12 protein-coding genes are annotated in these 13,670 nt (G+C 64.6%); 1 reads left to right on the top strand and 11 read right to left on the bottom strand.

Features of this window, described 5'->3' with window-relative positions; all coding sequences use genetic code 11:
• Positions 1–14: 14 nt before the first annotated feature.
• The 11 genes from E3T50_RS04820 to rsmI all read right to left on the bottom strand — a co-directional run bounded on the left by E3T50_RS04820 (position 15) and on the right by rsmI (position 12,028).
• A complete protein-coding gene (locus E3T50_RS04820; RefSeq protein WP_134550830.1) occupies positions 15–569 on the bottom strand; it encodes a hypothetical protein in 555 nt (184 codons plus the stop codon).
• A 180-nt stretch (positions 570–749) separates the two neighbouring features.
• Positions 750–1,409 (bottom strand): methionine ABC transporter permease, encoded by a 660-nt coding sequence (locus tag E3T50_RS04815; protein WP_092340641.1) that lies wholly within the window; start codon positions 1,407–1,409, stop codon positions 750–752.
• 1 nt (position 1,410) lies between these two features.
• Positions 1,411–2,439: a methionine ABC transporter ATP-binding protein gene (locus E3T50_RS04810; RefSeq protein WP_134550829.1), complete on the bottom strand. Its 1,029-nt coding sequence runs from the start codon at positions 2,437–2,439 to the stop codon at positions 1,411–1,413.
• Between the two features lie 131 nt (positions 2,440–2,570).
• Entirely contained in the window at positions 2,571–3,461 is an 891-nt protein-coding gene (locus E3T50_RS04805) for a MetQ/NlpA family ABC transporter substrate-binding protein (protein WP_134550828.1), read from the bottom strand.
• Positions 3,462–3,660: 199 nt separating this feature from the next.
• Positions 3,661–5,454 carry an ABC-F family ATP-binding cassette domain-containing protein gene (locus E3T50_RS04800; RefSeq protein ID WP_134464292.1) on the bottom strand — a complete coding sequence of 598 codons (1,794 nt, stop codon included), beginning with the start codon at positions 5,452–5,454 and terminating at the stop codon, positions 3,661–3,663.
• Positions 5,455–5,495: 41 nt separating this feature from the next.
• Entirely contained in the window at positions 5,496–6,422 is a 927-nt protein-coding gene (locus E3T50_RS04795; RefSeq protein WP_134464580.1) for a 4-(cytidine 5'-diphospho)-2-C-methyl-D-erythritol kinase, read from the bottom strand.
• A gap of 51 nt (positions 6,423–6,473) precedes the next feature.
• Entirely contained in the window at positions 6,474–7,271 is a 798-nt protein-coding gene (gene rsmA / locus E3T50_RS04790) for a 16S rRNA (adenine(1518)-N(6)/adenine(1519)-N(6))-dimethyltransferase RsmA (protein WP_241990773.1), read from the bottom strand.
• Positions 7,272–7,480: 209 nt separating this feature from the next.
• Positions 7,481–8,482, bottom strand: coding sequence for a TatD family hydrolase (locus tag E3T50_RS04785; RefSeq protein WP_134550826.1), 1,002 nt, complete (start codon positions 8,480–8,482; stop codon positions 7,481–7,483).
• A complete protein-coding gene (gene metG, locus E3T50_RS04780; RefSeq protein WP_134550825.1) occupies positions 8,472–10,046 on the bottom strand; it encodes a methionine--tRNA ligase in 1,575 nt (524 codons plus the stop codon). The genes E3T50_RS04785 and metG overlap by 11 nt, the downstream gene beginning before the upstream one ends.
• A 39-nt stretch (positions 10,047–10,085) precedes the next feature.
• Complete coding sequence (locus E3T50_RS04775; protein ID WP_241990760.1) at positions 10,086–11,033, bottom strand: NADP-dependent oxidoreductase; 948 nt, start codon at positions 11,031–11,033, stop codon at positions 10,086–10,088.
• 116 nt (positions 11,034–11,149) lie between these two features.
• Entirely contained in the window at positions 11,150–12,028 is an 879-nt protein-coding gene (gene rsmI / locus E3T50_RS04770; protein ID WP_134464300.1) for a 16S rRNA (cytidine(1402)-2'-O)-methyltransferase, read from the bottom strand.
• Positions 12,029–12,080: 52 nt separating this feature from the next.
• Between rsmI and E3T50_RS04765 the strand changes: the two genes are divergently transcribed.
• Positions 12,081–13,637 carry a dolichyl-phosphate-mannose--protein mannosyltransferase gene (locus E3T50_RS04765; RefSeq protein WP_241990759.1) on the top strand — a complete coding sequence of 519 codons (1,557 nt, stop codon included), beginning with the start codon at positions 12,081–12,083 and terminating at the stop codon, positions 13,635–13,637.
• Positions 13,638–13,670: the final 33 nt, after the last annotated feature.

The following is a 13,670-nucleotide window of genomic DNA, read 5'->3' as shown; positions in this document are numbered from 1 at the left end:
CGCTACCCGTGGCATTACCAGCTACCGGCGAGGTGGGGAGTGCTGCTCGGAAGGCGAGGTCGGCGTGCGCCCGACGGCATCAAACGACGGGCGTCGGCCATCACCAAGGCGTTTCGGAACGCCTCCCGGGCGCCCGCACAGGCATCTTTGGTCGTTGAGGTCGTGCCGTACCATCGGCCACTGGTCATCACCGAAATGTCGTCGACGGACATGACCCAACCGTGGGTGCCCGCTGACGGGCCTGTGACGGTCGTTGCCACCATCCGGTCCACCCGAGTTTGCAAGTCAAGCACGTGAGTTTGCGCCACGGTGAAAGCGCCGTACACAGATGAACTGCGGCCGATCTCACGGCCATTCGGCGCGAGGAGGCGCCAGATGCCCGCTTGGGGAGCGTGGCCGCGATCGTTGGCCGTTTCGCCGCGGGAATCGCGGCTGCTCGGGGAACGCACCACGCGATCGGAAGCGTACTCATTTGCTTGCAGATTGCCTCGGTGCGAGAGCCAACCCTGCAGTCGCGGGTCGGTAGCCGAGATAAAGGCGGAAAAAACGACGCTGGCGCTCGTCGACACGGTACTCCTCGAAACCTTCAGGAATTGGGTTTGAGGACTTTCGCATTTGGCGCGTCAGCGTTCACAACAACCGAAACACCGGCCTCAGCAGAACAGTCGTGGCATGAGGTGTCCGTCAGTGATCTGCCAGGTAAACGAGCGGTATACAAACGCTGAATGGATCGTGAGGATTTACCTCATTTAACGGCGCAGGGCCTTCCGGGCTAGATAATTTCCAAAGAACTGCACGAACTGCACCAGCACGATGATAAGCAGCACGGCCGCCCAGGTCACGATGGGGTTGAACTGACGATAGCCATAGAGCAGCGCGAAATTACCCAGGCCCCCGCCACCGACGTAACCGGCGACGGCCGACATATCCACCAACGCCACGAAAATAAATGTATACCCCAGAATGAGGGGGCCCAGGGCCTCCGGCAACAATACCGTGAAGATGATGCGAATCGGCCCGGCGCCGACGCTTCGGGCGGCGTCGATCACACCGGGCGTCACGGTGAGCAGGTTCTGCTCCACAATGCGGGCCATGGCGAAGGACGCCGCGAGGGCGATCGTGAAGATGATCGCATTGTTGCCGATGCCGCTGCCGGTGACGGCCCGGGCGAGCGGTTGCGCCGCGGCGAGAAAAATGATGAATGGAATCGGGCGTATGAAGTTGACCAGCAGGTTGAGCACGAAAAAAAGCGGCTTGTTCTCAAGGATGCTGCCCGCGCGGGTGAGGTAGAGCCCGAGGCCGACCAGCAGGCCGCCGAGGCCGCCGAAGAACAGGGTGAGCGCGACAATATAGAGAGTCTCGTAGGTGGCCGTCCACAGTTCGGGCAGCAGGTCGATGAGTGCATCCATATCAGCGCACCTCCGTGACGGTCGTGAGCGTTCGAATGTGGGCGAGTACCTGGTCGATGACCGGGTCGGCGCCGGAAAGCGCGAGCGTGAGATGCCCGAACGGGCGCCCCTGGATCTCATTGATGCCGCCGTAAACGACCTCGAACGCCACTCCGGCCCGTGCGAGCTCACCGAAAACGGCCGTCTGGTCAACCGCGCTGTCGCGGAAGGCGAGCGTCACGATGCGGCCCGTGTGCCGCTCGCGCAGCACGGCGAGTTCGGCCGCAGACGGCACCCCCTTGACCACGGTCGAGACGAAGCGAGCGGATGCCGCGGCTTGCGGGTTCGAGAACACGTCAAAGACGGGCCCGCGCTCGATGACCCGGCCTTGGTCCATCACGGCAACCTTGGTCGCGATGGTCTGGATGACGTCCATTTCGTGGGTGATCACGATGATGGTGACTCCGAATTCCGCATTCACCCGTTTCAGCAGAGCGAGTACCTCGTGCGTGGTTTCCGGGTCGAGCGCGCTCGTGGCCTCGTCAGCGAGCAGGATGCTCGGCTGGGTGGCGAGGGCGCGAGCGATACCCACGCGCTGCTTCTGACCGCCGGAAAGCTGGTCGGGGAAGGACCCGGCCTTGTCGGCGAGGCCGACGAAGTCGAGCAGTTCAGCCACCCGGGCGGCGCGCTGCTCCTTGGGATGCCCGGCCACTTCGAGCGGGTAGGCCACGTTGCGCGCTACCGTGCGAGAGCCGAGCAGGTTGAACTGTTGAAAGATCATGCCGATGCCCAGGCGCACCTTGCGCAGCTCGCGCTCCGACAGCACGGCGATATCCTGCCCGTCGACGATGATCTCGCCGCTCGTTGAATGTTCGAGAGCATTCACGAGTCGCACAAGGGTGCTCTTACCGGCACCGGAGTATCCGATGATCCCGTAGATGTCCCCGGCCTCCACGTCGAGACTGACCGAGTCGATCGCCGTGACACTCGGTGCACCCTTGCTCGCGGGCGGGTACACCTTGCTGACATTCCTCAGGCTTACTAGAGCCATCCGTTGTTCCTCAAAAACCTTCTTGTTGCTGATGTGTCGTGATGTCGCACCGGGAACACGAATGAGCAGTCTCGGCTTGTGGCCGTGAATCTCACAAAGAACCGAAACTGCTCACGCGGTAAAGCTGATGCTTACTTCTGAGCCTTGGTGTCGGCCTCGACCGCGACGCGCGACGCTTCAAGCTCGGAAACCGGGGTCGTCAACAGCACTGCCGTGTCGCCGGACGCTTCGCGAACGCCATCCTGAACGGCCTTCGTGGTCTGGTAGATCTCGACGAGCTTCTGGTACGTCGCGTTGTCTTTGTCCTCGGCGCGCGCGGCAAAGACGTTCGCATAGGGCACGGACTTGGGGTCGGCCGGATCGTCCTGGGCGATCGCATCCGAGAAACTGAGCCCGGCCTTTCCAACAAACTCGTTGTTGACGATCGCGGCGGCGACGTCGGGCAGCGAGGTCGTCGTGAGCGACGCGTCGAGAGCCGTCACTTTCACCCGCGAGGCGGCGGAGTCGATGTCGTCGAGTGACGACGAAATCGTGCCGCCGTCGGTGAGCTCGATCAAACCGGCTGACTGGAGTACGACGAGGGCGCGGGCCATGTTGCTCTGGTCATTGGGCACGGCGACCGTGTCGCCCTTCTGAATCTCATCGACGCTGGTGTACTGCGTGGAATAGAGACCCAGCGGGTAGATTGCGGTGGCGCCAATCGCCGAGAGGTCCTGGCTACTCGCCACGTTGTAGTTTGCGAGGTAGACGATGGTCTGGAATTGATTGAGGTCGATTTCGCCGGCGGTCAGGGCAGGGTTCGGCTGCTCGTAGGTGGCGAAGTTGACCAGGTCGACCGTGATCCCTGCGTCGGCTGCGGCTTCCTTGAAGACGCCCCAGTACGGTTCGCTCTCGTCGACGACACCGATCTTCACGACATCTTCACCACCAGCAGCGCCTGCGCACCCGGCCAGCAGTGCCGCAAGCGGCAGAATCGCGAGTGCGGCCAGTGCGGACTTCTTGAAGGAACGTGGCTTTTTCATGGAGGGTCTCTTTCGCTGTGTGAATTCCCCGAGAGCGCCGATGGCGATTATGGGCACAGCGATTATTTGGGCACAGATCAACCCCGGGTATTAGGGGTGGGGGTCTGTGCCGCAGCTCTGCGAGGCACTCAATAACGATACGCGCCGAAACTGCGACGCGTGGCCCTCCCGGACACACTGCGTCACAGTTTCTGCGACGTTAGCTTTCGATCAACTCGGTAAGTTCGACCCAGCGGGTTTCGAGCGTGACGATGGTCTCCTCGAGTTCGGTCAGCTTCACGCCGAGCGCGCCCAAACCGGCAAAGTCGGACTGGTCGTGCACGGCCAGATTCTCGTGCGCCTGCGCGATGCGCTCCTGCAATTTGACCACCTTGCGGTCGATCGACCCGAGCTCCTTCTGCGCGTTACGCAGTTCAGCCCCGCCGAGGGTGGGGATCTTCTTCGCCGAGCCAGAGGCATCCGCGGGTGTTCCGGAGGCCGGGCCGGCGACGGCCTTGCGGCGCACCTCGAGGTACTGGTCGACGCCGCCCGGCAGGTGCCTAAAACCGCCGTCCATGACCGCGTACTGATTATCGGTGACACGCTCGATCAGGTACCGGTCGTGCGAAACGACGAGCAGGGTGCCGGGAAAGGAGTCGAGCAGGTCTTCCATGGCGGCGAGCATGTCAGTGTCGAGGTCGTTGGTGGGCTCGTCGAGGATGAGTACGTTGGGCTCGTCGAGCACGATCAGCAGCAGCTGCAGGCGGCGCTTCTGCCCACCGGAGAGGTCCTTCACCTGGGTGGTGAGCTGGGCGCTCAGAAAGCCCATACGTTCGAGCATCTGGCCCGGTGTGATCTCCTTACCGCCTGCCATGTAGCTCGTCTTCTGGCGGCCGATGACGTCGCTCACGCGATCGTTGCGAATCTCGTCGAGTTCGAACAGCTGCTGGGTGAGCACAGCGACCTTGATGGTCTTGCCGCGCTTCACGTGGCCGGTCGTGGGCTGCAGGGTGCCGGCGACCAGGTTGAGCAGGGTGGACTTGCCTGCACCATTGACGCCCATGATGCCGGTGCGCTCCCCCGGCGCGATGCGCCAGGTGATGTCGTTCAGCACGGTTTTGTCACCGAACTTCACGCCGATGTCGATGAGGTCGACGACGTCCTTGCCGAGGCGCTGCATGGCCATGGACTGCATCGACACGGTATCGCGGGGCGGCGGCTCGTTCTCGATCAGCACGTTCGCAGCATCGATGCGGAACTTGGGCTTCGCCGTGCGGGCCGGGGCGCCGCGGCGCAGCCAGGCCAGTTCCTTCTTCATCAGGTTCTGACGCTTGGATTCGACCACCGAGCTCATGCGATCGCGCTCGACGCGCTGCAGGATGTAGGCGGCGTAGCCCCCCTCGAAAGGTTCGATCAGGCGGTCGTGCACCTCCCAGGTAATGTTGCAGACCTCGTCGAGGAACCATCGGTCGTGGGTGACGACCACGAGTCCGCCGCTCTGCGCGGCCCAGCGGGTCTTGAGGTGACCGGCGAGCCAGGAGATGCCCTCCACGTCGAGGTGGTTGGTGGGCTCATCGAGAAAGATCACGTCGTAGTCGCCGATGAGCACGGCGGCCAGGGCAACCCGGCGGCGCTGCCCACCGGAGAGGTCGTCGACGAGGGCGTCCCAAGGGATATCGCGTACGAGTCCGCCGATGACATCGCGCACCTTGGCATCGCCGGCCCAGACGTGTTCTTCGATGCGGCCGACGATGGTGTGGCCGACCGTCTGGCCGGAGGCGAGGTCGTCGGACTGGTCGAGCATGCCGATGGTGACGCCGCGCCGCCGAGTAACGCGGCCCTCGTCGGGCTCCATACGGCCGGCCAGTAGGCGCATGAGGGTGGACTTGCCGTCGCCGTTCTTGCCGACGACGCCGATGCGGTCGCCCTCGTTGAGGCCGGCGGTGACGCTGTCAAAGATGACGCGGGTGGGAAATTCGAGGTGCAGGGACTCAGCCCCGAGAAGATGTGCCATAGCCTCCCAGTTTACGGCACGCCGGGACGCACGATTCCGGGCTAGATGAGGCGGGCGCCGTGCACCGGTCCAGTGGCGCGCACGACGCGCAGGCGGGAGGCGGAGAGCGCGACCTGCAGTTCGAGCGCGCTGTCGGCATCCGCCACCAGAAAAGCCACGGTCGGGCCGGAACCGGAGAGGATGCCAGCGAGGGCGCCGTTCTCTTCGCCGAGCTGCAGCACCTTGCCGAGGCCGGGCGCGAGGTGCAGGGCGGGTGCCTGCAGGTCGTTGTGCAGCGCGTCGGCGAGCATGTGCGGGTCGCCCGCTCGCAGCGCCTGCAGCACGTTGGCGTCGACGGAGGGCTGATGCTGAGCCGGATAGATGTCCTGTGCATGGCGATCGCGGTGCCGATCAAGCTCCTGGAAGACGCCCGGCGTGGACATGCCGAAGTCGGCGAGGGCGAGTACCCACTGAAATTTGCCCTTGGCCAGGGCTGGGCTGAGCCGATCGCCGCGCCCGGTTCCGATGGCGGTCCCGCCGGTGAAGGAGAACGGCACGTCGGCGCCAAGCTCCGCCGCGATGGCGAGAAGTTCATCTTTGGTAGCGCCGGTAGCCCAGAGGGCGTCGCAGGCGAGGAGGGTGGCCGCGGCATCGGCCGAGCCGCCGCCCATACCGCCGGCGATTGGCACGTTCTTCTCGATCTCGAGGTGAACACCGCCGCGATAGCCGGTCTTGCGGGCCAGGGCCCTGGCCGCTTTGATAGCCAGGTTGCTCCCGTCGGTCGCGAGACCGGAGGTGTCGATGCTGCCGCTGAATTCCACCGAGAAGTCGCTGGCCGGGGTGGCCCGCACTTCCTCGAACAGGGAGACGGCCTGGTAGGCGGTCGCGAGGTCGTGGTAGCCGTCTTCAAGAACGGCGCCAACCTTGAGGAAGACGTTGATTTTGCCGGGTGCCCGCGCGTGCACAACGCTGGTGCCGGCGGACGTCATCATGCTTTTAACTTAGCCCAGCCTGTCGACCCGCACGGACCGCCCCTGCGGCTACGCGGGCATCCAGACGCGCGCGATCGCGAGGAAGTCGTGCACGGTGAGCTGCTCGCCGCGGGTTGTCGGGTCGATTCCGGCCGCCGTCATGACAGTGGATGCCGCCGCCGAGTCTCCGAGAACGACCGACAGCGACTGGCGCAGCATCTTGCGGCGCTGCTGAAAAGCCGCGTCGACGAGCGCGAAAGTCTTGAGTCGTAGTTCTTCGGATTCCAGCGGCGCCGTGCGGCGTTCGAAGGCGATCAGGATCGAGTCGACGTTCGGGACCGGCCAGAAAACCTGGCGGCTCACCTTGCCGGCGGTGCGGAAGTCGCCGTACCAGGCGGCTTTGACACTCGGGCTGCCATAGATCTTGTTGCCGGGCGGGGCGGCAAGGCGCTCGCCGACCTCGGCCTGCACCATGACGACGCCGGCCCGAATGGATGCGAAGTGTTCGAGCAGGTAGAGCAGCACCGGCACCGAGACGTTGTAGGGCAGGTTGGCGACGAGTCGGGTGGGGTCGCCCGGCAGCTCGGTGATTTTCAGGGCGTCGGCGCGGATCACCGTGAGTCGGGCATCCGGCTGCATCAGTTCGACGGTGAGCGGCAGCTGCTCGGCGAGGCGGTCATCGATTTCGACGGCGACGACACGTGCGCCGATTTCGAGCATGCCGAGGGTGAGCGAGCCGAGGCCGGGGCCCACCTCGACGACGGTATCGCCGGCCGCGACGGCGGCGACCTTGACGATGCGCCGCACTGTGTTGGCGTCGATGACGAAGTTCTGGCCGAGCTTCTTGGTCGGATTGACACCGAGCATCTCGGCGAGGTCGCGAATCTCGGCCGGGCCGAGGAGGGTCTTCGTGGACCTGGCCGGGTCCGTCGGCCGTTGCGGCGTCGGTATGGCGATCTCGGCCGGTTCGACCGGCAGGACGGGTGCGTCTTGGGGAGCTGCTTTGGTACTCTCAGCGGCCGTCGCGGCGGGCACGGACGGGGCCTGCGGGATGTGCTCCGGGGAGTGACGGCCGGTCATGCGAGGCCTCCTCGGGGTGTTTGGGTGGCCCGCTGCTCGTCGCCGGGACCGGTACTTGAACCACCAGAAGGGGCAGCGAAGGCGGCGGTGACGGGTTCGGCGTCCCAGCGACCGTAGACCAGTTCGGTGTTGGCGGTGATTTGGGCGGAGAGCAGGGAGACATCCGTCTCGAGGTGAGCGGCCATGCCGCGCAGCGTGTTGGGCAGCAGATAGGGCGCATTCGGCCGGCCGCGGTAGGGCAGCGGGGTGAGGAAGGGAGCATCCGTTTCAACCAGCAGCAGGTTGCGGGGGGCGGCGGACAGGGCAGCCCGCAGGTTGTCGGCGTTTTTGAACGTCACGTTGCCGGCGAACGACATGTACCAGCCTTGGGCGGCGCAGAATCTGGCCATGTCGGAGTCTCCGGAGAAGCAGTGAAAAACGGTGCGTTCGGGGGCGCCGACCCGCAGCAGGGTTTCAATCACGGCCTCGTGGGCGTCGCGGTCGTGAATTTGCAGGGCGAGGTTGTGCTCCTTGGCAATGCGAATGTGCGCCTCGAAGGAGCGAAACTGGGCGGCGCGGCCTTCTTCGGGGGTGCGAAAGAAGTCGAGGCCGGTCTCGCCGATTGCGACCACGCGGGGTTGCCCGGCAAGTTCGTTGATCACCGCGAGAGCGTCGTCGAGGGTTCCAGCCGCTGCCAGCGCGGGCGCCTCATTGGGGTGAATCGCGACGGCGGCGAGCATGCGCGGCTCGATCAGCGCTGCCGCAGCCGACCAGCGCGAGGTTTCGACGTCACCGCCGACCTGGATCACTCCGCGCACGCCAACACTCGAGGCGCGGTCGAGCTGTTCCCGGTAGCCGAGCGGATGTTCCCCGTCGGCTATTTCGAGGTGCGTGTGGTTGTCGTAGACGGGCACCGTGAGCGACTCAGGTAGCGGCGGGTAGCTCAGATCGCGGCCCGTGGTGTTCTCGCGGCGGCGAATAGCACTGCCGTATCCGTCGACGGGCGAGTCACTGACCATCGGTCGGCTCCACGATCGATTCGATGCGTGGGAATAGTGGTTCGAGGGCGGTCACCTGTGCGCCGCCGGTCCATTCCCAGGCCAGGTCGACGCGCTGGTCGACGAGGGCGCCGTCGCCGCCGAGGGCGCTCCACAGCTTGCCGGTCGCGACCGGGATGACCGGGGACAGCAGCACTGCGAGGGTACCGAGGCCGCGCACTGCGGTGTGCAGCACCGTGCCGAGGCGTTCGCGGCTTTCCGGTTTCTTGGCGAGCGCCCACGGTTCCTGCAGGGTGATGTAGCCGTTGAGCTCGTCGACGAGTTCCCACACGGTGGCAAGGGCGTCGTGAATGGCGAGCTGGTCGATGGCGGCCGCCGCGGCATCCGTCACCCGCTTTTCGGTGGCCTGGATCGCGAGATCGTCGGCCGTGAACGCGCCAGCGGCCGGCACGACGCCGTCGCAGTAGCGCACGACCATCGCGATCACGCGGGACGCGAGGTTGCCGAAACCATTGGCCAGTTCGGACTGGTAGCGGGCCGAGAGGTCTTCCCAGCTGAACGAGCCGTCCTGGCCGAAGCTGATGGCTCGCATGAAGTAGTAGCGAAAGGCGTCGGAGCCGAAGGTATCGGTGATTTGGCTCGGGGCGATGCCGGTGAGCTTCGACTTGCTCATCTTCTCGCCGCCGACCAACAGCCAACCATGGCCGAAGACCTGCTTGGGCACCTCGATGCCGGCGGCCATGAGCATGGCCGGCCAGATGACGGCGTGAAAACGCAGAATGTCCTTACCGACGATGTGCGTCGCGGGCCAGCGGCTCGCAAACTCCTCATCGTTCTGGCCGTAACCGGCCGCGGTGATGTAGTTCAGCAGCGCGTCGAACCAGACGTAGACAACGTGCGATTCATCCCACGGCACCTTGATTCCCCAGTCGAAGCTCGACCTGGAGATCGACAGGTCGCTCAGTCCGCGCTTGACGAAGGACATGACCTCGTTGCGGGCCGCTTCCGGCTGCACGAAGTTGGGGTTCTGTTCGTAGAGTGCCAGCAGTCGGTCGGCGAAGGCGCTCATTTTGAAGAAGTAATTCTTCTCGTGCAGCAGTTCGACCGGTTTGGAGTGGATCGCACAGACGAGCTGGCCGGCGTACTCGCCGGCGCCGTCGACGAGGTCGGTGGTCTGCTTGTATTCCTCACAGCCGACGCAGTAGTAGCCCTCGTACTCGCCGGTGTAGATGTGACCTTCGTCGTGCAGGTGTTTCAGAAACTTCTGCGCGTTTACCTCATGGCGTTCGTCGGTGGTGCGGATGAAGTCGTCGTTGGCAATGTTGACGGTCTCCAGTAGCGGCTTCCACGCGGTCTCCACCAGGCGGTCGGCCCATTCCTTCGGCGTGACGCCATTGGCGGTCGCGGTGCGCAGAATCTTCTGGCCGTGTTCGTCGGTCCCGGTGAGCAGCCAGGCGTCATCGCCTGACTGCCGGTGCCAGCGCGCGAGCACGTCGGCGGCCACCTCGGTGTAGGCGTGCCCGATGTGCGGCACATCATTCACGTAGAAAATGGGCGTGGTGATGTAGAAAGAGCCTGCGGACATGCGTTCATCTTATGCGGGCGGGCGGCACCCCACGTTTCGTCACTCGGCGTGGGAGCGATCTGCCGCTGGGCTGGCGACCGGATGTCGGTGTCGATGCCCGATCACCGGCGGAAGTGCCTCGTGGTTGGGTGGAACCGGTGGCCGATTCGGGGCATCCTTCGTGGCCTCACTCGCGCGCAGGTCGATGCCGTGCACCTTTTGGTGCGCATACCTGACCGGCATCATGCAGAGCACGATTTTGCCGTGCGCGTGCCCGGCTTCCAGCTCCCGATACGCGTCCCGTACCCGCGCAAATTCGTAAATCGCGGCCACCGGGATGGCGATCTGGCGGTCGGCGACCAGGCCTGCGATTTTCTGCAGCACGGTGGTGTCGGTCGAGTCGACATTCATCAGCACGTTGTCACCGAGACGATTCAGCTCGGCATCGATGCCCTCGGGTGCGATGCGGCGCAATCTCTCCTCGAATCCTGGGCCGTATTCCACCGGAATCACGCCGATCTGGCGCAGGTAGTCAAAACTGTCCAGGCTGGCGGTGCCGATCACCCGCGATCCGCGTCGTTTGGCCAGCTGCCCTGCGATGACGCCGACACCGCCGTGCGCTGCATGGACCAGCACTGTGCGACCCGGGCCGGGGTTGGCACCTTGGACTGCCTGCCAGGCGGTCGCTGCAGCGACGTAGAGGCTGCCAGCGATCTCCCAAGCCAGGCGCTCGGGCTTGGCGATCACATTCCCCGCCGGGACGGTGACAAAATTTGCCTGCGCACCGCGCACTGTGTGGCCGAGCACGGCGTCGCCTGTTTTCCAACCGGTGACGCCCGCTCCGATACGCGCGATGAAGCCGGCGAAGTCGCTCCCCTGCCCTGCCGGGAAGCGAGCCGGCCACTCCTTGTCCACATGACCTTCCCGAATACTGGACTCGCCCGGGTTCAGGCCGGCAGCCATGACCTCGACGACCACCTCACCAGAACCGGGAACGGGGGTGGTCATCTCGACCATATCAAGTACTTCCGGGCCCCCATAGCGGGAGAATTGCACCGAGTGCCACATATGAACCTCCCGACAGAACCTCGCTATCGCGTCCGCACGATTTGCGCCTATTCGCGTTAACGCTGAGGAAGACTCGGGTATTCCGGTTTTTTCACGGACGCGCCATTCAAACCGGGTCCTGCCTTGGCCTGCAGCGCGTGCTCGTAGAGTTCGCGCTTGCTCAGCCCGCTGGCCGCGGATACGTCGGCCGCCGCGTCTTTCAAACGGATGCCGCCAGCCACCAGGTCGAGAACCTCGGCCACGCCCATGGCCAGGTCCAAAACCCGCACTTCCGCGCCAGCCACGACGATACAGATTTCGCCGCGCACCCCCGCCGCCGCCCACTCGGCCAGTTCGCTCGCCGTGCCGCGCTTGACCTCCTCGAAGAACTTGGTCAATTCGCGGCAGACCACGACCCGGCGGTCAAGGCCGAGCGTCGACGCGAGGTCGAGCAACGAACCGGCGAGGCGGTTGGGCGATTCGAAGAACACCATGGTGCGACGTTCGGCAGCGAGGTCACGCAGCAGTTTGACCCGCTCGCCGTGCTTGCGCGGCAGAAACCCCTCAAAGGTGAACCGGTCCGTCGGAAGCCCCGAGACGGCGAGCGCGGTCAGTACGGCGGACGGGCCGGGCAAAGCCGTGACCTGCACGCCAGCCGCGACCGCGGCATCCACCAAATGAAAGCCGGGGTCGGAAACGGTGGGCATTCCGGCGTCGCTCAACACCAGAATGTCGACATCGCGGGCCAGTTCGACGAGCTCGGCTGCCTTACCGCGTTCGTTGTGGTCGTGCAGGGCGATGAGTCTGGGCCGGTTCTCGATTCCAAGGGCTTTCAGCAGGTGTACGGTGACGCGGGTATCCTCGGCCGCCACGATGGTGATGGTATTCAGGGTCTCGATCAGGCGCCGGGAAGCGTCGCCGAGATTTCCGATCGGGGTGGCAGCAAGAATGATCATGCTGTAATTCTCGCAGCCTGTGCGGTCGACCAGCGCTCTATACGATGGTCAGGTGCTCGCAACTAGTAGATGGGTTCGCTGGGGCGGCTACCTCGCAGTGGTCCTGCTGGCCGCCGCGCTGCGCCTGTGGAACCTCGGGGTGCCCCACGCGCTCGTCTTCGACGAGACCTTTTATGTCAAGGACGCCTGGACGCTCTTCAACAACGGCTACGAGTCCACCTGGCCGGCCGACGCCAATCCCCAGTTCGAGGCCGGGCACACCGATATCTTCACTACTGACCCGTCGTTCGTGGTGCATCCGCCGCTCGGCAAGTGGCTCATCGCCCTGGGCATGAATCTGCTCGGTCCCGGCAATCCGTGGGGCTGGCGCCTGGCGACCGTGGTGGTGGGAGTACTCGCGGTCGTGCTGATCATGCTCATAGCCGGAAAACTGTTTCAATCCCGCCTGCTGGCGGTGATCGCCGGCTTTCTTCTCGCCATTGACGGCCACGCCATCGTCATGAGCCGCGTGGCCCTGCTCGACAACTTCGTTATGTTCTTCGCGCTGCTCGGCTTCGGCGCAATCCTGATGGACCGCCAGTGGCATGCCACGCGACTCGCTACCCGGCTGGCGACCATGGGCGACTGCAGCTGGGGTCCCACTCTGTGGTGGCGCCCCTGGCTGCTCGCCGCGGGACTCGCCTTCGGACTCACCAGTTCGGTCAAGTGGTCGGGGCTGTATTTTCTGGCCGCTTTCGGCATCTACCTCGTCGTTGTCGATGCGCTCGCAAGACGGCGGGGCGGTGTGTCTTTCTGGCTCAGTGCCGCCATCTTGAAGCAGGCGGTGGCTACGTTTCTGCTTCTGGTCCCCGTGGCCGCAGCCACGTTCCTGGTCTCCTGGTCGGGCTGGTTTTTCACCCGCGGCGGGTACTACCGGGACTGGGCCGACGGCGCGGGCGCTGCTTGGACCGGGCCGCTTTCCTGGGTGCCGCACGCGGTGCAGAGTTTCTGGCACTACCAATCGGCCGCGTATACGTATCACGTCGGGCTGGCCACTCCGCATCCCTATCAGGCAAATCCGCTGACCTGGCTGTTCATGACCCGACCGACCAGCATGTACTACCGCGGTTCCAGCCAGGGCGAACTCGGCTGCCAGTTTCAAAACTGCTCGGAGGCCATCACCTCGGTCGGCAACCCGCTGATCTGGTGGGCGGCTACGGGCGCGTTGTTCTACCTGGTCTATCGGCTGGCCCGGTATCGGGAGTGGCGGGTCGGTTTCATCCTGATGGGGATGGTCGCGGGTTACCTACCGTGGCTGATGTATCTCAACCGCACGGTCTTTCAGTTCTACACCATCGCCTTTGAGCCCTACCTGCTGCTCGGCCTCACCTTCGTCATAGGGATGGTCCTCAAGCGGATTCCCGATCAAGCCCGGCCACACCGACGGCGTTCAGCACATTCGCAGGCGTACGAATATGACCCCCAACCGCGCACCGGCGCCCTGGCAGCCGTTACCGCCAGCCTTGGGGTCGCACTTTTGCTCACCGCATTCTTCTTCCCTGTGTGGACCGGGATGCAGACTCCGTTCGCGTTTTGGCAGCTCCACATATGGATGCCAAGTTGGCGATAGACCACTTGTATACATTCCATTTTTGGCATATGA

Origin of the sequence: Cryobacterium gelidum, from assembly GCF_004403985.1 — a bacterium.
Taxonomy (GTDB): domain Bacteria; phylum Actinomycetota; class Actinomycetes; order Actinomycetales; family Microbacteriaceae; genus Cryobacterium; species Cryobacterium gelidum.
This window is presented reverse-complemented; position numbering and strand designations above follow the sequence as displayed.

What these genes read in the sequence shown, in the direction of transcription:
- E3T50_RS04815 (WP_092340641.1), bottom strand. Translation starts at nt 1,409, where the DNA reads ATGGATGCACTCATCGACCTGCTGCCCGAACTGTGGACGGCCACCTAC.
- E3T50_RS04810 (WP_134550829.1), bottom strand. Translation starts at nt 2,439, where the DNA reads ATGGCTCTAGTAAGCCTGAGGAATGTCAGCAAGGTGTACCCGCCCGCG.
- E3T50_RS04805 (WP_134550828.1), bottom strand. Translation starts at nt 3,461, where the DNA reads ATGAAAAAGCCACGTTCCTTCAAGAAGTCCGCACTGGCCGCACTCGCG.
- E3T50_RS04800 (WP_134464292.1), bottom strand. Translation starts at nt 5,454, where the DNA reads ATGGCACATCTTCTCGGGGCTGAGTCCCTGCACCTCGAATTTCCCACC.
- E3T50_RS04795 (WP_134464580.1), bottom strand. Translation starts at nt 6,422, where the DNA reads ATGACGTCCGCCGGCACCAGCGTTGTGCACGCGCGGGCACCCGGCAAA.
- rsmA (WP_241990773.1), bottom strand. Translation starts at nt 7,271, where the DNA reads ATGCTCGGTGTCAATCCGACCAAGAAGCTCGGCCAGAACTTCGTCATC.
- E3T50_RS04785 (WP_134550826.1), bottom strand. Translation starts at nt 8,482, where the DNA reads ATGGTCAGTGACTCGCCCGTCGACGGATACGGCAGTGCTATTCGCCGC.
- metG (WP_134550825.1), bottom strand. Translation starts at nt 10,046, where the DNA reads ATGTCCGCAGGCTCTTTCTACATCACCACGCCCATTTTCTACGTGAAT.
- E3T50_RS04775 (WP_241990760.1), bottom strand. Translation starts at nt 11,033, where the DNA reads ATGACCACCCCCGTTCCCGGTTCTGGTGAGGTGGTCGTCGAGGTCATG.
- rsmI (WP_134464300.1), bottom strand. Translation starts at nt 12,028, where the DNA reads ATGATCATTCTTGCTGCCACCCCGATCGGAAATCTCGGCGACGCTTCC.